This is a genomic window from Hoeflea phototrophica DFL-43 (assembly GCF_000154705.2).
Classification (GTDB): domain Bacteria; phylum Pseudomonadota; class Alphaproteobacteria; order Rhizobiales; family Rhizobiaceae; genus Hoeflea; species Hoeflea phototrophica.
On sequence record NZ_CM002917.1, the window covers coordinates 3,982,096 to 4,001,939 of the forward strand.

General features: G+C 58.7%; 19 protein-coding genes. 5 read left to right on the top strand and 14 right to left on the bottom strand.

All coding sequences use genetic code 11. From position 1 onward, the window contains the following. The first annotated feature begins 29 nt into the window (after positions 1 to 29). Genes HPDFL43_RS18815 through HPDFL43_RS18825 form a run of 3 tightly spaced genes read left to right on the top strand, consistent with a single transcriptional unit; the run spans position 30 to position 2,134 of the window. The gene (locus HPDFL43_RS18815) at positions 30 to 887 is read left to right on the top strand and encodes an ATP-binding cassette domain-containing protein (RefSeq protein ID WP_007199000.1); all 858 of its coding nucleotides are present in this window, start codon (positions 30 to 32) and stop codon (positions 885 to 887) included. Then, on the top strand, positions 880 to 1,731 hold the full coding sequence (locus tag HPDFL43_RS18820; RefSeq protein WP_040450544.1) for a metal ABC transporter permease: 852 nt from the start codon (positions 880 to 882) through the stop codon (positions 1,729 to 1,731). Before HPDFL43_RS18815 ends, HPDFL43_RS18820 begins: the two co-directional genes overlap by 8 nt. After that, the gene (locus HPDFL43_RS18825; RefSeq protein ID WP_007199002.1) at positions 1,724 to 2,134 is read left to right on the top strand and encodes a Fur family transcriptional regulator; all 411 of its coding nucleotides are present in this window, start codon (positions 1,724 to 1,726) and stop codon (positions 2,132 to 2,134) included. Before HPDFL43_RS18820 ends, HPDFL43_RS18825 begins: the two co-directional genes overlap by 8 nt. A 100-nt stretch (positions 2,135 to 2,234) precedes the next feature. Here the strand turns inward: HPDFL43_RS18825 and lhpI are convergent, their stop codons facing one another. The 13 genes from lhpI to HPDFL43_RS18890 all read right to left on the bottom strand — a co-directional run bounded on the left by lhpI (position 2,235) and on the right by HPDFL43_RS18890 (position 16,003). Then, positions 2,235 to 3,935, bottom strand: coding sequence for a cis-3-hydroxy-L-proline dehydratase (gene lhpI / locus HPDFL43_RS18830; RefSeq protein ID WP_007199003.1), 1,701 nt, complete (start codon positions 3,933 to 3,935; stop codon positions 2,235 to 2,237). A 216-nt stretch (positions 3,936 to 4,151) separates the two neighbouring features. Then, on the bottom strand, positions 4,152 to 4,847 hold the full coding sequence (locus HPDFL43_RS18835; RefSeq protein ID WP_007199004.1) for an RraA family protein: 696 nt from the start codon (positions 4,845 to 4,847) through the stop codon (positions 4,152 to 4,154). Positions 4,848 to 4,893: 46 nt separating this feature from the next. Next, the gene (locus HPDFL43_RS18840; RefSeq protein WP_210165609.1) at positions 4,894 to 5,616 is read right to left on the bottom strand and encodes an alpha/beta fold hydrolase; all 723 of its coding nucleotides are present in this window, start codon (positions 5,614 to 5,616) and stop codon (positions 4,894 to 4,896) included. 5 nt (positions 5,617 to 5,621) lie between these two features. After that, entirely contained in the window at positions 5,622 to 6,755 is a 1,134-nt protein-coding gene (locus HPDFL43_RS18845; RefSeq protein ID WP_007199006.1) for a cobalamin-independent methionine synthase II family protein, read from the bottom strand. 10 nt (positions 6,756 to 6,765) lie between these two features. Then, positions 6,766 to 7,734 carry a cupin domain-containing protein gene (locus HPDFL43_RS18850; RefSeq protein WP_040449349.1) on the bottom strand — a complete coding sequence of 323 codons (969 nt, stop codon included), beginning with the start codon at positions 7,732 to 7,734 and terminating at the stop codon, positions 6,766 to 6,768. A gap of 3 nt (positions 7,735 to 7,737) precedes the next feature. Beyond that, positions 7,738 to 8,715: a nuclear transport factor 2 family protein gene (locus HPDFL43_RS18855; RefSeq protein WP_007199008.1), complete on the bottom strand. Its 978-nt coding sequence runs from the start codon at positions 8,713 to 8,715 to the stop codon at positions 7,738 to 7,740. Between the two features lie 8 nt (positions 8,716 to 8,723). Beyond that, entirely contained in the window at positions 8,724 to 9,488 is a 765-nt protein-coding gene (locus HPDFL43_RS18860) for an SDR family NAD(P)-dependent oxidoreductase (protein ID WP_007199009.1), read from the bottom strand. Further along, positions 9,488 to 10,819: a histidinol dehydrogenase gene (hisD, locus tag HPDFL43_RS18865; protein ID WP_007199010.1), complete on the bottom strand. Its 1,332-nt coding sequence runs from the start codon at positions 10,817 to 10,819 to the stop codon at positions 9,488 to 9,490. The genes HPDFL43_RS18860 and hisD overlap by 1 nt, the downstream gene beginning before the upstream one ends. Positions 10,820 to 10,827: 8 nt before the next feature. Continuing rightward, positions 10,828 to 11,364, bottom strand: a complete 537-nt coding sequence (locus HPDFL43_RS18870; RefSeq protein ID WP_007199011.1) for an ester cyclase — start codon at positions 11,362 to 11,364, stop codon at positions 10,828 to 10,830. Positions 11,365 to 11,477: 113 nt separating this feature from the next. Then, a complete protein-coding gene (locus HPDFL43_RS18875) occupies positions 11,478 to 12,536 on the bottom strand; it encodes an ABC transporter ATP-binding protein (protein ID WP_007199012.1) in 1,059 nt (352 codons plus the stop codon). A 4-nt stretch (positions 12,537 to 12,540) separates the two neighbouring features. Further along, entirely contained in the window at positions 12,541 to 13,422 is an 882-nt protein-coding gene (locus HPDFL43_RS18880) for a carbohydrate ABC transporter permease (RefSeq protein WP_007199013.1), read from the bottom strand. Between the two features lie 12 nt (positions 13,423 to 13,434). Beyond that, on the bottom strand, positions 13,435 to 14,409 hold the full coding sequence (locus HPDFL43_RS18885) for a carbohydrate ABC transporter permease (RefSeq protein ID WP_245271070.1): 975 nt from the start codon (positions 14,407 to 14,409) through the stop codon (positions 13,435 to 13,437). Between the two features lie 358 nt (positions 14,410 to 14,767). Beyond that, a complete protein-coding gene (locus HPDFL43_RS18890) occupies positions 14,768 to 16,003 on the bottom strand; it encodes an ABC transporter substrate-binding protein (protein WP_007199015.1) in 1,236 nt (411 codons plus the stop codon). 203 nt (positions 16,004 to 16,206) lie between these two features. Here HPDFL43_RS18890 and HPDFL43_RS18895 point away from each other — a divergent pair, with 203 nt between their 5' ends. Beyond that, on the top strand, positions 16,207 to 17,277 hold the full coding sequence (locus HPDFL43_RS18895) for a nuclear transport factor 2 family protein (protein ID WP_007199016.1): 1,071 nt from the start codon (positions 16,207 to 16,209) through the stop codon (positions 17,275 to 17,277). Positions 17,278 to 17,339: 62 nt separating this feature from the next. Here the strand turns inward: HPDFL43_RS18895 and HPDFL43_RS18900 are convergent, their stop codons facing one another. After that, positions 17,340 to 18,461: a LacI family DNA-binding transcriptional regulator gene (locus HPDFL43_RS18900; protein ID WP_245271071.1), complete on the bottom strand. Its 1,122-nt coding sequence runs from the start codon at positions 18,459 to 18,461 to the stop codon at positions 17,340 to 17,342. Between the two features lie 274 nt (positions 18,462 to 18,735). Here HPDFL43_RS18900 and HPDFL43_RS18905 point away from each other — a divergent pair, with 274 nt between their 5' ends. Next, on the top strand, positions 18,736 to 19,635 hold the full coding sequence (locus HPDFL43_RS18905; protein ID WP_040449350.1) for a DMT family transporter: 900 nt from the start codon (positions 18,736 to 18,738) through the stop codon (positions 19,633 to 19,635). Positions 19,636 to 19,844: the final 209 nt, after the last annotated feature.

Consider the following 19,844-nt stretch of genomic DNA (forward strand, 5'->3'; position numbering starts at 1 on the left):
AGACTCCTGACAAAGATACGTTCAAAGCCATGTTGAAAAAACCTGACGCGCTCGCAACGCTCGACAATGCGGGTATTCACCGTTCCGGCCGATGGCTGGTGCGCGGTGTGAGCTTTTCAGTCGACAAGGGCGAAATCGTGACCCTGATCGGCCCCAACGGGTCGGGCAAATCCACAAGCGCAAAAATGGCACTCGGAATCCTCAAACCCGATGAGGGCGAAGTCAGCCGCCGTCCGGATCTGAAAGTGTCCTATGTGCCGCAGAAATTGACAGTCGACTGGACTCTGCCACTGACTGTGCGCCGCTTCATGAGTCTCACCGGTGAGGTCAGCGCTTCCGAAGCGGACGATGCAATGGCTGCCACAGGCGTCAGTCACCTTGAACAAGCGGAAGTGCGCACGCTTTCAGGCGGTGAGTTCCAGCGGGTGATGCTGGCGCGCGCCATGGCACGCAAACCTGATCTGCTGGTGCTCGACGAACCTGTACAGGGCGTCGACTTCACTGGTGAGATCTCTCTTTACAATCTGATCCAAAAGATACGTGACGATCTCCGTTGCGGAATTCTTCTCATCTCTCATGATCTGCACGTGGTCATGGCAGCCACTGACCGTGTGATCTGCCTCAACGGCCACGTCTGCTGCTCCGGCACACCGACCGTGGTCGCTTCGAGCGCGGAATACAAGGCCCTGTTCGGCGCCCGCGCCGCCTCGACGCTGGCGGTCTATGAGCATCACCATGACCACACCCATCTGCCCGATGGACGCGTGCGCCACGGCGACGGAAGCATCACCGATCATTGCCATCCCGAAGACGGACATCATCACCATCATTCAGATCCGGCCGATGATCACGCCAATCCCGGCGGCGGAGGAAATCGCAATGCTTGACGACTTCTTCACCCGCGCGGTTCTGGCCGGTATTGGCGTGGCGCTGGTCGCTGGACCACTCGGCTGTTTCATTGTCTGGCGCCGCCTTGCGTATTTCGGCGATACACTGTCGCATGCGGCTCTGCTCGGTGTGGCGCTGGCCTTCCTTTTTGAAATCAACATCACACTGGCCGTGTTTGCAGTATCGGCCTGTGTGTCGATCGCACTGCTGCTGCTTCAGAAGCGCGCCACACTTTCATCCGACGCACTGCTCGGTCTGCTGGCCCATTCCGCGTTGGCGCTTGGCCTTGTTGTGCTCGCCTTCATGACCTGGGTGCGAATGGACCTCATGGGCTTCCTGTTCGGCGATATTCTTGCCGTCTCCAGAATCGACGTGGGCATCATCTGGCTCGGCGGCGCGATCGTGCTGGTCATTCTCGCCTTGATTTGGCGGCCATTCTTTGCCGCCACCGTCAACCGCGAGCTGGCGGAGGCGGAGAACATGAACCCGGATCGCGCCAACATCATTTTCATGCTTCTGATGGCGGCAGTCATCGCCATCTCCATGAAAATCGTCGGCGTGCTTCTGATCACCGCCATGCTGATCATCCCCGCTGCCGCCGCACGCCGGTTTGCCTCAGGCCCAGAACAGATGGCCATACTCGCTGCAGTGATCGGGGCCGCATCGGTTGTCGGCGGCCTGTTCGGTTCGCTGGAATGGGACACCCCCGCAGGCCCAAGCATCGTCGTGGCGGCGCTGGGCCTGTTTGTCCTCTCGATTCTGCCCTGGCCTGCAATCCACTTGCGTCGCCGGCTTGACCTCGACAAGGGCCCCCAGCCTCAGAAAGGAGCCGGCCATGAATGATCATTTGCACGCACCCGTGGACCTGACCAAGAACCAGTCACTGGTCATGGGGGCTTTGACGAATTCCGACGGCCCGCTGAGCGCCTACACCATTCTCGACCAGCTGCGCGATCACGGCTTCCGCGCCCCGCTCCAGGTCTACCGGGCGCTCGACAAGCTGGTGGAGTTCGGGCTTGTCCATCGTCTCGAAAGCCTCAATGCCTTTGTCGCCTGCCGCCATCCCGACTGCGACGGCCACGAAACTCTTGCCTTCATGATTTGCGAGACCTGCAGTCAGGTCACTGAACTGTCAGACATGGTGCTGGCAAATCATCTCAAGGGCCTTGCCGAAAAGCGGGGCTTCGCATTGAAGAAAACCACAATCGAACTGCGTGGTGTATGCGCGATGTGCAAGGCAGCCTGAAACCCGCGATGTAACGTACGGTTTTCCATTTTCACTACACGCAGGACCAGACAGGTAAAGCAGCGGCCCGGGACCAAACCAAGACCGTCGTTGGCTCCACTCAAGACTCTGATGAAAGCCAGGCGGGAAGCCCTTTGTCTGCATACCCGCTCACGGCGGCTTTCGCGCAGTCTTCCAGACTCCCGAACCGCACTCCCCGCCCTGTCAGGCCTTTGCCGTAATGGGCATATTTTCCGGAGTTTGTCATCAAGACCGATGCAGTCATCGGGAAAACCGGCTCTGTCATTGAACACCAGCAAACATCCGGGATCACCTGAACGCCAACCCGCTGCAATCGGTCCAGAATGCCCTCCTCTGTCATATCAGCAAGAACCTTTCGGCCAACAGTGACAATCGTCTTGATCATGGTGGGACAGCTTTGGCCGCTCAGCAAATCAGCGAATTTACGCATTTCAGCCAGGGACGCATGCGGGCTGCCGATTGCCACCAGGTCAACCTGATCATCGGCCGCATTGAACCCCTGCCAGAGTTCTCTCAGATCCCCCATAGTGATGTCGAGCCGCTTCGCGCCGGGAGACAGAGGCACATCGCCTTCTGGCGTGTGTCCTCTCACATGCAACATCGGCGCTGCTGACATTGTGGCAAACGCGGCGCAGAGCGCCTTGAGATCGTCTGGCGTTGGAGACAATTTCTCAAGACCCGTGAGCACCGGGATGCCAGAGGGAGATTTGCTCCCCGCCAGCCATCCCAACATGGGCCACAGGGAATCATCGGCACGCTCAGGCAGGATCACGCGCAACTCGCAAACCGGCACCCGGTTCTCGGTCAGATAGACACCGGTCTTGGGCGCGCGTCCCGTGATCGCGATGAACAGATCAAGATAATCCGGATGTTTCTGCGTGCGTGCGCCGAGTACGGAGTTTGCGTACACAACAGCGTTCGATTCCGACCATCCGATGGCTTCATCCTCACCGGGCGCATCATCAAGCAGATAGGGCGCGCACGTGAATGTCGGACGTGCGCCCATGTGCACGTAAGCATCCGCAAGCCGGCTGGCTCTGTTGCCGAAATCCGGCATGACACCTTGGGAGTGCCAGTTTTCCCTGTCCACGGAAATTGCGTTGATGGTGGTCGGGATCAGGGTCTTTGCGCCCATCTGGTCCATCTTCTCGGCAAAATCGAGATTGGCGTCATGGGCCAGAATGCATCCATCTATGTGGGCGCGCGACACATCGATCAACTCATGCGCACCTTGCACCGCCGTCATCAGGCAGATGACTTCCATCGCGATCTGCCGGGCTTGGCCATCGTGGCCTGCGAGCAACGTCCGGTCTGATTCACTCAGACGGAGATGTTGTGTGTCCGGTTGCAACAGCAGCACGGATTGGCCAGAAAAATGCAGCGTATTGCCCTTTATCTCGGCCTCACCCGCATAGGAAAGTTCGTCATAAAGAACGGATGGGAGACGCAGAACCGCAATTGGGCGATCGAAGAGCCGCGTCGAAATGATCGCGCCGAGGGTCAGAATATCCTCGCTTTCACGAAAAACGAGTGCAGCCGGCGATTGTCCATTGCGCGCCAGCTGCAGCAACACACCGCTTCCGCTGCAAGACCCTCTGGAAGTTGGCATCAGCACGAAACGGCCTGCGAGGTTGGCCCCGTGGTTCGGGTGGTGCGCATCGATGATCATTCCGGTATCGGGGTCGACGCCGCCCCAAAAACTCAAGCCTTCCTGGCAAACCAGCACCTCGCCTCGGCTGTCATTTGCTACAAGGAGAGTGGCGCCCAACGCAGCGTTCATGCCGACAATTGCCCCGCATCAGTCATGGAGTTGCCAGTGACTGCTGCATATTCGGGTGTCAAATCGTTGCCGCTTCTTAATTTCCAGTGAACCAAACGGTGTATAGCACCCATCAGAAGCCCTCCGGAATGACGTAACAGCCCATCGCATCTACCCACAAAAACACTTCGAACAACACCCCAGCGTCGGAAAAAGCGCTAACAGCTCCGGCAACACTCACACACGCGCGCGCTCGAAATCAGCCCAGGCTTCCTCGAATTTCGCAAAATCAAACCCGGTTTCACGCGCGGGGTCCAGTATGAGTGATTCGCTGGCCTGCATTTTTGCTATCGCGCCCGAGAGGACGGGAAGAACATCTTCAGGCACCACAACAGCCCCGTGCCGGTCCGCATGGATGAAGTCCCCTGGGCGGATCTCGAGCCCGAACACCTCAACCGGCTGGTCATAATCCACCACATGCACAAAGCCATGGCTGGGTCCGACCGAACCCGCCAACACCTGAAACCCTGGCGCCAGATCGCCAAGATCGCGCATCACGCCATTGGTCAGCACTCCGGCAATACCGAGCCCCTTGTGCACCGTTGTGTTGATTTCACCCCAGAAGGCACCAATACAATCGGGCCAGTCCAGATCCTCGATGACAGTGATCGCCGGTGACAGTGCTTCGGCCATGTATTTGTAATAGGCCATCCGCCGGGCACGGATCACCTCAGCGGCTTCACTTGGCGGCGCTGCGGCGCGAATCCGCGCGGTTCTGGCGCGGCCGCAAATCGCTGGCAGCTGCGGGTCCGCGCTCAGCACGGTCTGGCGGGTGAAACGGTCAAAGCCCCTTTTGCCCTGCGCCACTTCAATGGCGTTGCAGACCGTTGGCGTATCAACGCGCTTGAGCAGATCAATCAGGTTCTGGTCCATTGTGTTTCCTTTTCAGGCACGAAAGCCGGCTTCTGGCAGGGGTCGATCAGGCAGATGGCGAAACAGCTGCACCCAGCCAACTGCTCAGCGCGTCATTGACCGCATGAGGGTTTTCAAGCGTCGAGATGTGGCCAGCATCGCGAATCAGTCTGAGCTCTGCCCTGCGCATCAGCCCGGCCATTTCCCGGTGCCGCTCAGGCGGGCACAGCATGTCTTCTTCGCCACACAGGATCAGTGTAGGCCCGGTATAGGCCTTCAACGCAGCAGTCTGGTCGCCACGATCGCGCAGCGCCAGCGACTGTTGCACGAACACTTCGGGCCCGAGATCCATCGCCATGTCCACCAGAAGATCCAAAAGCGCCTGATCAGACCGGTTCCTCGCTGCAAGATAGACGGGTTTCATCTCATCAACCACGACCCTGCGCATGTCCCCCTTGCCGACGGCATCGATTTGCCGGTTGCGGATCTTGTCTCGGCCTTCGGCGTCCGCCAGATGGTTGGTATCGAGCAAAGCAAGCCGGAGGATCCGCTCCGGAGCCTTCCCGGCCATCGCCATGGCGACAATGCCACCCATCGAGAGCCCGGCAAGATCGAACCGTTCCGGGGCCCGCTCAAGCACATGATCCGCCAGCGCCTCTATGCTGTCGGCACTGTCGATCATGACAATCTCCACATCATGGGTCCGGCTCAATGCCTCAGCCTGGGGCGTGAAGAGCCGCGCGTCGCACAGCATACCCGGCAACAGAATGAGTTTTTCCCGCGCAGCCACGCTCGTTATCCGCGGGCCGCGGCCAGATCAGCACCCTCGCGCAAGGCCTTGAGCTTTGCATAGGCGATCTCGGGATCGACCGCGCCATATCCGGCAAAGGTGCCGAAGCCGCAATCCGAGCCGGCAATCACCCGGTCAGCACCCACCAGCGGCACAAACCGCTCAAGCCTTTGGGCCACCAGTTCCGGATGCTCGACAAAATTGGTGGTGGTGTCGACCACGCCGGGCACCAGCACCTTTTCATCGGGAATCTCGGCCTTGCGGTCGCGGAACACCGTCCATTCATGACCGTGGCGCGGATTGGAGGTCTCAAACAGAACATAGCGTGACTTGGTCTTCATCAGGACAGGAAACACCTTGGCCATATCGATGTCGCAGACATGCGGACCTTCGTAGTTTCCCCAGCAGATGTGCACCCGTACCCTGTCTTGCGGCACATTTTCGAGCGCATGATTGAGCGCCTCCACATGGCTCTTGGCAATCTTGACAAATTCCGCGTCGCTCAGATCGTTGAAAAGCATGTGCCGCGACAGCGCCAGATCAGGACAGTCGAGCTGCAGATCGAGCCCGGCGGCGACAATGGTTTCATACTCCTCACGCATGGCGTCAGCCAGAGCTGCAAGATAGGCCTCGCGCGTCGGGTAATGGTCGTTCTGCAGGAACAGGGAAATCACCCCAGGTGACGCAGCATTCATGAACCCGCGATCGGCACCGTGCTTCGTCATGGCCGCCTTCAGATTGGCGATGTCCTTGCCAAGCTCTTGCTGGCCCTTCGATGCCACATCACCGGTGCACATCGGTCTTGCATAGGTCGGCGTTCCGCCAGAATCCGCCAGGCGCTTGAGAAATGAGGGAAACAGCTTGAGATCCGCCGGTGCGTTGCGGGGACTGTTGCCGGAAAAGCCAGTGTAGCGGTCCTTTACATAAGTCGCGTAGGAGATCTTCGAGGTTTCGCCATCGGAGACGATATCGACCCCGGCGGCAACCTGTTTCGCCACAGTCTCGTCCACCGCCTCACGCATGGCCGCGTCAAAATCCGCCTGATCGTAACTCTCCCCGCGCTCGCGCGCGAAAATGAAATCGACCACCTTCTGAGTGCGTGGCAACGAGCCGACATGAGTAACGTTGATTTTGGTCATGCACCTCTCCTCACTTTGGGACCCAGGTCAAGCCCGCCGGATCACCCGTGGAAACGACATGATAAAGCGCTGCTTCGCCCGTCATCGACGGCAGCGCGCGGTGGGCGATGGTCTCCGGCACACTCATCGTGTCGCCAGGGGCCAAAACTGCCGAACCACCCTCCCAATCGACACGCCAGTGCCCCTTGACCGGCATCAATACAGAAGGCCGGTCGTGGCTGTGCATTGTCTCACTGGCTGATCCGCGGGTGATCAGATCAACCTCGAAACCCGGTTTGTCGCGCAGCTTCCCGGTTTCGCCAATCACTTTGGCGGGCTCGCGGTCTGCCAGCGCCACAAGATCCCAGTAGCGGGCGACAAAATTGGGGACCACATCCGCCGTCGCGGGTTCCGGAAACTGCTTCAGTTCGTCTTCGCTCAGGATTGGCATTGGATCGATGCCGTCAGGAAGTGCCTGGCCCTTCTTGCTGTCATAAAGCTTGCCATTGGCACCAAGCACCAGGCCATGATCCTTGGCGTCCTCGATGACCTGTGGTGCCCAGATCACACCGCCACCGGCGTCGTCACCGCCGAGGATCGCCATGATCATCCCGTAATCGGTGCCGATGTTCTCAAAGCCGCGGAAGATGCCGGTTGGAATGTTGAAGATATCGCCTTCCTCGAGCACCACCTCCCCGGCGGTACCCCAGCGGCCCCAGAAGAAACGCCAGCGGCCCGAAAACACGAAGAACACCTCCGCGGTGCGGTGCGAATGCAGCGAATTGCGGCATTTCGGCGGTTGTCCCGCCGCGCCGATGTTAAAGCCATGCGGAATGCCGATATGGACATGCTGATCGGGGCTTTCCGAAACCCCGCCACCGATGATGGTGAAGTTCTCCTTCTGATCCGATCCGGGCGTATGCGCATCGATGAAAGCGGTCTTGCAGGGCTTGAGCTCTCCATACCGGACGATCCGTTTGTCCATCTCTTGTGGTGTCATTGATCAAACTCCGGCCTGCATGAGGATCTGCTTCCAGATCGCGATTTCATCGTAGAGCGTGTATTCACGCCGCAAGCCCCAGGGGCCGAATTCGGCATGGCTCATGCCCATCACATGCACCTTTGCCCCTGTCGGCTCGCCAAACGCGCCCCAACCCTCATGCAGGCCATCAAGCGACCAGCGGATCGCTGCGCGCGGGCTGAGCATGTCGGCATCCATGCCGATACGGTGATGGATCGCAAATGTTGCGTTTGGAAATGATGAGCGCAGTCCGACCCAGAATTCCGTCACCTCGCGATGACTGACAGCCGTCACCGCGCCCGGGTATTCACCAATGACCGCACGGTCATACTCCGCAAGGATCAGATTGAAATCCTTGTCCATCAGGCGGTTAAGTATGCCTTCGTATTTCAGCCCCCAGCCATTGTCATTGCCGGTTCCGTGGTACCCGCCATCGACATCGATCTCTGGTGTAAACGGCCTCGCACAGTTATCTGCCCCGCCCTCGCGGGCGATCAGGCCGGCCGCATAGTCGCGCGGCTCCATGCCCAGCTGCCGGACGATGCCGCCGTAATCGCGTACCAGCCATTCGTCATAGATGGTGTCGTTCTTTGCCGCGCAGTCAGCGATCACCCTGACCTTCCAGCGCTTGCCCGTCGCTTTGCCGAATGCACCGTCTCGTGTGTGGGCGGCCGTGGTCAGGAGCCGGTGGGACGAAAGGAACCCGGTGGTTTCATCACCCGACCAGATCACGTCTTCGCCCAGCAGTTCGCGGTCCGGAAACTCATTGATCGTCGCCATCGTCGCGGCGATCACCGACTGGTTGCCGGTCTGGATGCCCATCGGCGAACGCACCGGAATGTCCTTGGAATAATACCGGTTCAGCGTCTCGACACCGCGATCCTCCCAGATCTCCTTGGTGATGCCGATTATGTAATCAGGGAAATCCTTCCAACGCTGTGAAAAGCCTGGAACACTCATCGTCTCTCCTATCCGGCGGTCCAGCCGCCATCCACCAGCAATGAAGCGCCGGTCACCAGCGCCGAAGCGTCGGACGCCAGAAACAGCACCGCACCCATGATATCTTCAATCTCGCCCACCCGGCCGAGCTTGATCTTGTCCCTGATCCAGGCCACGCGCGCCGGATCGTTGAATGTCGGCTCGGTCAATGGTGTGCGGATGAAGGTCGGGCAAATCGTATTGACCCGGACCCCCTCTCCGCCCCATTCGATCGCCATCGATTTGGTCATGCCCTCGACCGCGTGTTTTGATGCGGAATAGACCGCCCGGTCGATTCCGCCGACATGCGCCATCTGTGACGAAATGGTGATGATCGAACCACCCCTCCCGCCGGCAATCATCTTTGATGCAGAGGCCTGGGCAGCGAAATGCGCAGCCTTCCAGTTGACCATGGAGACCGCGTCAAAGTCTTCCGGCGAGGTCTCAAGCGCCGGAGCGTGGCGGGCAGTGCCGGCCGAGTTGACCATGACATCAAGCCGGTCGAGAGCTGAAATCGCCGTCTTCACCGCGTCGATATCGGCGATGTCGAGCACCAGAGCTTCAGCATCAAAACCCGCCTCGTGGATAGCGGCAGCTGCCTCCTCGAGGCGTTCCGCGCCCCTTGCCGCACAGATCACATGTGCGCCGGCTTCAGCCAACGCCATCGCGGCTCCCAGCCCTATGCCGGACGAGGCACCAAACACCAGTGCCGTCCGTCCATCGAGGCGGAAAGATGGGGTGCGCGGGAGTTGCATTATTCGGCTGCCTCATTGACCGGCAACGCCGGCGCCCCGTAAGCAACATTGCGTCCGCCATAGCGGCGGACCCGCACATTTGCCTGCTCCGCATGGCCAACAAAGCCCTCGAGAATACACAGACGCGAGCAGTACTCGCCGATCTCGGCCGCCGCCTCGTCGGTCGTGATCTTCTGGTAGGAATGGGTCTTGAGGAACTTGCCGACCCAGAGCCCGCCGGTGTAGCGGCCGGCTTTCTTTGTGGGCAGCGTATGGTTGGTGCCGATCACCTTGTCGCCATTGGCGACATTGGTGCGGGACCCAAGAAACAGCGCGCCATAGGAATGCATGTTCTCAAGATACCAGTCATCCCGGTCGGTCATCACCTGCACATGCTCTGACGCGATATCATTGGCAACATCGAGCATCTCTTCATGGCTGTCACAGACGATGATCTCGCCATAGTCTTCCCAGCTTTTTGATGCGGTCTCGGCCGTGGGCAGGATCTTCAGGAGCCGCGCAATCTCGGCAATCGTCCCTTGTGCCAGTCTTTCCGAATTGGTGACCAGCACCGCCGGTGAATTGTAGCCGTGCTCGGCCTGACCGAGCAGGTCGGTTGCGCAGATTTCGGCATCCACGGTTTCATCCGCAATCACCATGGTCTCCGTCGGACCTGCAAAAAGGTCGATCCCGACCCTGCCAAAGAGCTGGCGCTTGGCCTCCGCCACATAGGCGTTGCCAGGCCCGACAAGCATATCAACCGGCTTGATTGTCTCGGTGCCCAGCGCCATCGCCGCCACCGCCTGAATACCACCTAGGCAATAGACTTCATGCGCTCCGCCCAGATGCATCGCTGCGATGACCGCGGGATTGGGCTCGCCCTTGAATGGCGGCGTTGCGGCAATGATCCGCGGCACACCGGCAACCGATGCCGTGAGCACCGACATATGCGCCGAAGCCACCATGGGAAACTTGCCCCCGGGCACATAGCAACCCGCTGACTGCACCGGGATATTCTTGTGGCCGAGAACCACACCGGGCATGGTTTCGATCTCGATGTCGAGCATCGAGGCGCGCTGGGCTTCGGCAAATCTACGCACCTGCGCCTGCGCAAACCTGATGTCTTCCATCTCGCGGGCCGTAACCCGGTTCACAAGCGCTTCAATCTCCGAGGCGCTCAGCCGGAACGAAGCAGGCGCATAGGAATCGAACGTCTTGGACAGCTCACGCACGGCCGCGTCACCACGCGTTCCAATATCGTTCAGGATGGTTTCAACGGTGGCCCGGACCCTCGCATCATCATCGTTGCGATCCGAAGCAGTCCTGGCGGTTTTGAGATGCCGGATGGTCATGGTGATCCTCAGTTTACAGAAGGTGACGGGGGCGTCTTCTCATTGCTGTCAAAGGCCTCCCAGCCTTCCCCGGCGAAAACGTCCTTGCCCAGTTGCGCCAGCACCAGCGCGAAATCGACCGAAACCCAATTGTCGGCAATCTTGCCGTCGCGGATCAGCCAGAAATCGATATACGGGATTTTTATGCGCTTGCCGGTCGCCTCTATCCCCATGAAAACACCCGAATGCGTCGCGTCGATATGACCGAAACAGGACACCCATTCGCCGTCCGCCATGAAGCGTTCGGTCCGGTAATCCCGTTCGCTAAAGGCAGCCCGGAACGGCAGCTGCCAGGCCCGGCGAAAGGCGTCGACGCCATGTTTGGTGCCGCAGCCGTAATTGCCGATCCAGCGGAAATCATCATGGAAGTGCGCCCGCATGTCGTTTGATCCGGACGCCAACGCATCTTCCATGCGTCGCACCACCGCGAGGCTTTCAGCACTCTTGCGCGCGTGCTCGACCGCATCAAAACCGGCGTCTTCAAAGCCGCTCGTCGTCTTGTTCATTCCTGGATCTCCCGATGGCACCAGTTATCAGCTTCAGTTGTCTTGGGTCCGGCCTCCGTGCCGTCCGCCGACAGCAAGTCCGAGGCCTTGATCCCAAGCGTTTTCCTCCCGGACTAGCCGTCCAGCCGTCCGCCGGTTTCTGCGTCAAACAGGTGACAGATCCCAGCCGGCACGGAGATCGAAACAGGCTCGCCGATCTCGGCCTTGTAGTCCTTGTCCGTTTTGACGGCGGCGATGCTTTGACCGGCCTTGACCGCAACCATAGACGCATCGCCCAGCAGTTCGAACGTGTAGATCGGCGCGGTGATTTCACCTGCGGCATCCCCATGAGAAAGGCTCGCATCCTCCGCGCGATAGCCCAGCGTAACCTTGCCATTCACCTGCTTTGACAAGCCCGGCACCCGGATGTTATGCGCGGCAAACACCCCGTCGGCGATTTCACCGTCGATCAGGTTCATGGCCGGCGTTCCCATGAAGCCCGCGACAAATACATTGTTGGGGCGGCTGTAGATTTCCTTGGGCGTGCCGACCTGCTGGACAACGCCCTTGTTCATGACCACGACCCGGTCTGCGAGCGTCATCGCCTCGATCTGGTCGTGGGTGACATAAATGGTTGTTGTCTTGAGCTCATGTTGCAGGTTCTTGATCTGCGCACGCGTCGAAACCCGGAGCTTGGCGTCGAGATTGGACAGTGGCTCATCCATCAGGAACACGGTGGGCTCGCGCACGATAGCGCGCGCCAACGCCACCCGCTGACGCTGCCCGCCGGAGAGCGCAGCAGGCCGGCGGTCGACGAAATCCTCGAGCTCCACCATGGCGACGGCCCGCGCCACCCGCTCCTCGTGTGTCGCCGGATCGACCTTGCGGATCTTGAGCGGGAACCGGATGTTCTCCTTCACCGTCATGTTCGGGTAGAGCCCATAGGACTGGAACACCATGGCGATATCCCGGTCCTTGGGCTCGAGACTGTTGACCATCCGGTCGCCGATCCAGATTTCGCCATCGCTGACATCTTCCAGACCCGCGATCATCCGCATCGTCGTGGTCTTGCCGCAGCCCGATGGTCCCAGCAACACTAGGAACTCCCGATCCGCGATTTCCAGATCGAAATTCTCGACGCCGACAAAATTGCCCCAGCGCTTGGTGACGTTCTTGAGTGTGATACCAGCCATGATTTCAACCTTTCACAGCGCCAGCGGTCAGTCCGCTGACAATTTGACGCTGAAAGAAAAGCACCAGCACGAACAGCGGCGCGGTTGCGGAAACGACGGATGCGACGGCAAACATGACGTTGCCCTCGGTTTGGGTGGATCCCAGGAAGCCCGCAATCTTGGGAACCATGGTCTGGTTCTCCTTCGTCAGCAAAAGCGCTGTCACTGCAAAATCATTGTAGGCCAGCAGGAACGAGAACAGCCCGGTGGTCACGATGCCCGGCCACATCACCGGCACGATCGCGTAGCGGAATGCCTGAAAGCGGGTGCAACCATCCACCATCGCGCTCTCATCGAGATCCTTGGGAATGTTCTGGAAAAACGAATGCAGCATCCACAGCGTGAACGGCTGGTTGATCGCCACCAGGACAATCACCGTTGTCGAGAGATGCCCCCACAGGTTCCATTCGAAGAACGGCAACAGGTAGCCCGACACCAGCGTGATATGCGGCATCGCCCGAAAGATCAGCGCCAGCATCAAGAGCCAGAACACATAACGGAAGTTCGACCGCGACAGCGCATAGCCGCCAAGCGCGCCGAAGGTAAGCGAGATGATAACGACGAAGATCACCACGATGCCGGTGTTGAGAACTGCACGCCAGAACTCCTCCTGGACCCAGGCGCCGTAATAACCCGCTCCGGTGAAGGTGCTGCCGGTCTCGGCCAGGGTGCGAACGCCGAAGATCGCGTTGCTCCAGTCCGCCTTGGAGAAAAAATCCCCCTGCACCTTGAACGAACCCCAAAGGGTCCACAGGAACGGGAATGCGGCCATGATCAGCCAGACAACCAGGAACGAGATCGAGACGATGGTCAGAAGAGGCGACCGCCTTTGTGCAACTTGGCTCATGTCGTCGTCCCCCTAGCGCCGGTTAAAGTCGCGCCAGGTGCGCACCAGCACCGGCGAGAGCAGAATGGCCACACCGAGGATGGTCAGCATGGAGGTGGTGGCGGCTGAATTGAGAAGCTTCGAATCCGCGTTCATGTAGTTGTAGATCGCCCAGGACAACGAGGTGGCATGCGCCTCCGCGTTGAAGCCGACAATCGGCTCAAACACCCGGAAATTGTCCATCAACTGTATAAGCGCGACAAACAGCGTCAGCGGCATGAGGTAGGGAAGCACTACGTAGCGAATTCGCTCCCAGCGGCTGGCGCCATCGATCATCGCCGATTCCAGCGTGTCCTGCGGTACCGTCTGCAGCCCGGCGTAAAACACGACGAACGCGAAGGGAGCAGAGTGCCAGACGCCGTAGACCATCAGCATCACCCAGGTCAGCGTCGACGAGGCCTTGAGCGAGAGCGATGGATCACCCATCAGGGATTGCAGCGTCGCACCAAGAATACCGCGCGCATCGATCATCCAGAACAGGATCAGCGACCCGATCAAAGGCGTCACCATCATCGGCAGCAGCGACACGAAAATGACCGGTCCCTTGAAGACGCTCGACAGCGAGTTGACCGCAACCGCGATCATGAACCCGAAGATGATCACCAAAGGTGTGACAATGAACGTATAAATGAGCGTGAAACTCAGCGCCTTGTAGAATGGCAGATTGTACATGCCACCCAGAAAGTCTCCCAAGCCATCCGAACTCGCCCAGACAGCACCCAATTCCTCAAACGCAAGATGCGAACGGTTGGTGTAGTTGCTCAGGCCCGCAAATTTGCCCAGCGGTGCCTCGTCATAGAGTTGTGCGGTGGCCTCCGCGTTGACCCGCAGTTCGGTTTCGCAGCTGAAGACCGCACAGGTCTCAACTTCCTCGACCACCTGATCGTGGGCAATATACAGAGACTGCATGAAAACCGAGACGATTGGCAAGGCAATGAACAGGAACATCGCCAAAGCCGATGGCAGTACAAACCAAAAAAATGTGCTGTGCCGCATTGGTCCCTCTGCTGACTTTGCGCTTCGACGCGACGGGGCGCCTCAAAACACGGATCTTTCCATCGGACTGATCAGGGTATGCTTACAAGGTCATGCCAAGACCGGCGGCTGCAGCACTCTTGGGCCCCTGGAAGCAACCCTATGTCCGGTTTCCTTCCACCCTCGCAAACACATCTTGCCTGACCGATGTCATCACATGCCTGAAAGCCTTTTGCTCTGGCGCATGCAGTCTGGTTTGGCGCTGTTTCACGCCAATCCCGGCTTCAGACTATCCGGGCAGGCGTTCAACACCCGCCCGGAAAAGAGCAGCTTACTTGATGAAGCCGGCCTCTTTGGCAGCCGTCGTATAGGCAGCCTCGAGATCGGTCAGCGCCTGCTCGGCGCTTTCCTTGCCTTGCAGGAAATCAGCAAGCTCGGCACCTGCGGCGGTATGCAGCAGTCCGCCAAACGGCAACATCGGATAGGGCTTTGCGCCCGCATTGGCCGTTGCAAACACGCCCTCTGCCGTCAGGCCAGGCTCAAAGCCGTCAATCAGCCAGACAGCCTGCGACTTGGTTTCATCTGTCAGAATGCTCGGATCAACGCCATTGACCATGGCGCGGAAGCTGGCTTCGGCGTCCTCATCGGAGATATTGGCGGCAATGGTGAAACCGTCCCACCACAGCGTGGTCGCCGGCACGGATCCCCCGCCCAGTGTCGGCGCACCGGTGAAGGCGGTTGCCGCAACAATATCAGGGGTCGAGCCCTCGTCATCCACGACAGGACCAGCGCGCGAGCCCCACATGTTCATCATCGCAACGTTGCCCGCTTCCCATTCCGCAGCAGCGGCATTGGAATCATAGGTCAGGAAATCCGGGTTCATAAAGCTCGCAAGCTCCTTGAGCATGTTGAGCGCCTCAACCCCATTCTCATTGTTGACCGAAACCTCGGCGGTGCCGGCCTTAAACATGTCGGCACCGGTCCCCATGTACATGTTGACGAACTCTTCACCCAGGTTCCATCCGGACTTGAAGGTGCCAGACAAGGGGTATTCCATCAGGCCCTTTTCCTTGATGACCTTGGCTGCGGCAATGACGTCCTCATAGGTGGCCGGAACGTCCAGACCCGCCTGCTCGAGGATGTCCTTGCGGTAGAACAGATGCTGTGCATTGGCCATGAAAGCCACGGCCATGATCTTGCCGTCAATGGTGATCAGCTGGTTCTTCTTGAGCTTGCCGCCGAACTTTTCAACCAGGTCATTCAGCGGGCGGATGAGCCCGTCGTTCATCAGCGGGACGATCGAGCTGTTGGCCACAATCGCAACCGTATATTCCGCCGGGTTGGCAGTCATCGCGGCAACCTGCAGGTCGCGGTGCTCCGTCGTCAGGTTGGCCGTGACCGTCACATTGTCATCGGCGCAAGCCATTGCACCCTTGGCGACAGTCTGAATTGCCGGGAATTCGTTTCCGAGGATTTTCACGGTTCCGCCGGACAGCCCGCAACCGGCCTGTGCGATAGCCGAACTCGCCAGCGTAAACACCGATGCGATCAAAATTTTCTTGAGCATTGCTGTTCTCCTTGTTGCCGGACTGGACTCCGGTTTCTTTAATGCCAGCCATATTCAACTGGCCTAACCTTCCTCTGCAAGGGAAGCGTGAGAAGAGATTGACAAAAATTGAATACGTATGCAATGGCTTGATGAAAGTTTTTTTATCGGCTTGGCACGCATCGTTTTTTCATGAATTCTGAGAACATCTTAGGGGTATTGCAATGAGCGACAATGCGATTGGTTCCGGTGAGCGCCGGCGGCTTTTTGATATGCTGCAAAGGCTGGCGGAGGCGCCTTCGGACAAATTATCTGGCTTTCTGTCAGAGCTTTGTGCTTCAGACGTAGAATGGCGCGCGGCCCATCCAATCAATGAAATGCGTGGAGTCGAGGCCGTTGGCGAAAGCGTCTGGGCACCCCTCAAACGGGCGCTACCGGATCTCGAACGCCGGGACCAGATCTTCGTCGCAGGCAGATATGAAAGCCGCACCTACATCGCCGCGGTGGGAAATTACTGCGGCACATTTCGCTCGGACTGGCTCGGCATCCCCTCGAACGGTCAAACCATGTATCTGCGTTACGGCGAGGTCTATCAGATCGCAGATGGCAAGATCGTTCAGGCCAACTGCCTTTGGGACATACTCGATTTCATCCGGCAGGCGGGCTTCTGGCCGCTGGCGCCAAGTCTCGGCATGGAAGGCATGTGGTCAGGACCGATCACCGGCGACGGCCTTCGTTTCGATCCCTCGGACGCCGATCAATCCAGCGCTTCGATCACGCAAACACTGGCGATGCATCGCACCCTGTTTGAGCACAACGATATCGGGAACATGAATCGCGAATCCCTGATGAACATGGCCCAGAAGGAACACTGGCACCCGAAGATGATGTGGTATGGGCCCTCGGGAATCGGGACCACACGCGGACTACAGGGCTTCGTCGATTACCACCAACTTCCGTTCCGCATCGCCTTCGAACGGCCTCAAGGCACCTTCGAGGAAGTTGACGCAGCCCGCAATGCCAAGGGTGCGGGCCATTACATTCGCATCGGCGACGGCCCCTATTCCGTCACCGGAGGATGGCCGTCGGTCTACGCCATCCACAATGGCGGCGGCTTCGCCGGAACGACGCCGACCGGCAAACCGGTGACCATGAGGGTGATGGATTTCTACCTCCACCATGAAGGCCTGATCCGCGAAAACTGGGTCCCGCTCGATATGCTCGACCTTCTCAACCAGATGGGGTTTGATGTGATGGATCGCCTGCAAAGTCAGTTCCGGCGCGGCAAATTCTGATTACACGGCATTCAAACGAACGCCATTTGGGCGAGCAAACTTTTGGTTTGTCTTGAGACCCGTCAGCCCTGGGGAATCCGGGCCGAACTGCGCACTATGAGTTCTGCAGGAAGAACGGCGGCCCTTTTACGAACAGCAGCCTGTTCTATCTGCTCAACCAGGATTTCGGCAGTAGCTTCAACCATCTGCGCACCTGCTTGCGACACCGTGGTCAAGTCATACCCCTTCCATGCAGCCTGGGGCACATCATCGTAACCGATGACAGAAACGTCTTCCGGGATTCGAAGCCCCAGCTCGTCACGGAGCACGTCCATAACTGAAAATGCCATATGGTCATTGGCAACAAAAACCGCGTCTGGACGGTCCGGCCGATCAAACAGAACGCGCGCAGCAGCGGCCGCACCTTCAAAGGAGTAGCCGCCGACGACGCGTTCAAAGACGGCCAGGCCATGTTCAGCGAGCCCATTGTAAAATCCGGCTTCGCGATCGCGATTGGTCGAAGAATCCTCAGCCCCCGCAATGAAGCCGATACGCTCATGACCACCCCTGACCAGATAATCGGCGATCAAGCGCCCGCCCTCGATATTGTCCGAGGTGACGCAAGAAGCCGGCGATGTGGCCACATAACGATTGAAAAGCACCACCGGAATACCGGTTCGCGCGCACTCCCGGGCAAGATCTGACGAAAGTGTCGCCGAAGCCATGACAATGCCCTCGACCTGATATTGGAGAATCCGGCCGACAACTTCATCCTGGTCCCCCGGTTCGGTCATGAACAGCAGCACCTGGTAACCGCTTGCCTGCAGTCTGCGCGACAGCTGCTCCAGCATGACCGGATAAAACTGGTTATCAAGATAAGCCACCAGCATGGCGATAAGCCCCGATTTCCCGGATATCATCGCCCTTGCCAGAGCATTGGGACGGTAACCCAGTTCTGCAGCGGATTTCAGGATCTTCTCCCGCATCTTGAGCGATACGCTCGCTCCTGGCGTAAAGGCCCTGCTGACTGCCGACTGCGAGACATTTGCGTGCCGCGCCACATCTTCCGAAGTGACCGGTGTCGAGGGGTTCATCTCGGTCAAGCCCTGGCTCTCCCTAACTGCATCAATTGCCAAATCATGTGATTCAACCAGACCACTATTACTAAGAGTACCGGCCACGCCACAAGGCAAACCTGTGCTCAAGTTTTCCATCCATGGCGGCACGCTCAGGGAGATGGACCCTGAACCCACAGTGACCAGGCCAGTCACCCGCCGAAAGGCGTCCGTATCGGCGACATGCTGGGCGCAAGACTGCCGCACCGCTTGAACCGCGCCTTCAGCAACACCAACATGATGAACTTCATTATGTCATGCAAAACTTACAGGGACATGCGGCAAAGCGCTGGTATCCGCTGCCCTGTGATGTAAGATTCCGGTGCGTGCATGTCGCCGCAGTGCCCGTTGGAGACCTTCACGCATGCCCCAAACCTACCGGCCGCTCCGGGCCGCTTTATGGATGATCGGATCAATCCTGTCCTTTTCCTCCATGGCTGTTGCAGGCCGTTTTGTGTCAGCGGTCCACAGCACGTTCGAAATCATGGCGATCCGGTCGCTGATCGGGTTCATTGTTGTTGTAGCAATCGCTTTAGTGCTCAATCGGATCCGCGAAGTCAGAGGAAACCGGATCAAAACCCATTTCTTCCGCAACTTCTTCCATTTTATCGGACAAAACCTGTGGTTTTTCGCGCTTGCAACCATCCCATTGGCACAAGTGTTCGCGCTCGAATTCACCTCGCCAATATGGGTGATACTGCTCAGCCTGATCTTTCTCGGTGAGCGGCTGACACGGCCGCGGGTGGCTGCCGCCGTTTTGGGGTTCATTGGTATTCTGGTAGTCGCCAGACCAGAGATGAGCATGATCGATTCCGGGGTGATTGCGGCGGCCATGTCGGCGATTTTCTTTGCGGCAACGATCATCATGACCAAAGCTCTCACCCGTCATGAAAGCATCGTCTCTATCTTGTTCTGGTTGACCGGCATTCAGCTTTGCTTCGGCGTTATCGCCCTTGCTGTGCAACCCTCAATCACCTGGCCCACCAGCGCAACCTTGCCCTGGCTCATTGTCATCGGGCTGGCCGGACTTGTTGCGCATTATTGCCTTACGACGGCATTGTCTCTGGCGCCGGCGAGCTTCGTGATGCCGATTGATTTCACACGGCTGCCGCTCATTGCTGTTGTCGGCATGGTTTTGTTCTCTGAAAGACTGGACGCAATGGTGCTGATCGGCGGCGCAATCATCCTGTTCGCCAACTGGATCAACATCCGCGGTGAGAACCGCGCGGTGCCGGCAAATTCAGGGCCCTCTGTCACCGCGTGATGATGCTCAAGGCTTTTGCTTGGAAGCGCATTCCGAAACCGCCCAGGGTTCACGGTAAGCTATGGGGGATCTTGACCCCGCAGGCCCGCAAGGCGCTGAAGTTAGACACCTCGACTCTCGAATACAAAAGTCCCGTCGCACCGGACAGGCCGGTTTTGCAAATCCGTATCAGGGGGGTCTGTGAGACACGGGCGCACTATGATGGCTTG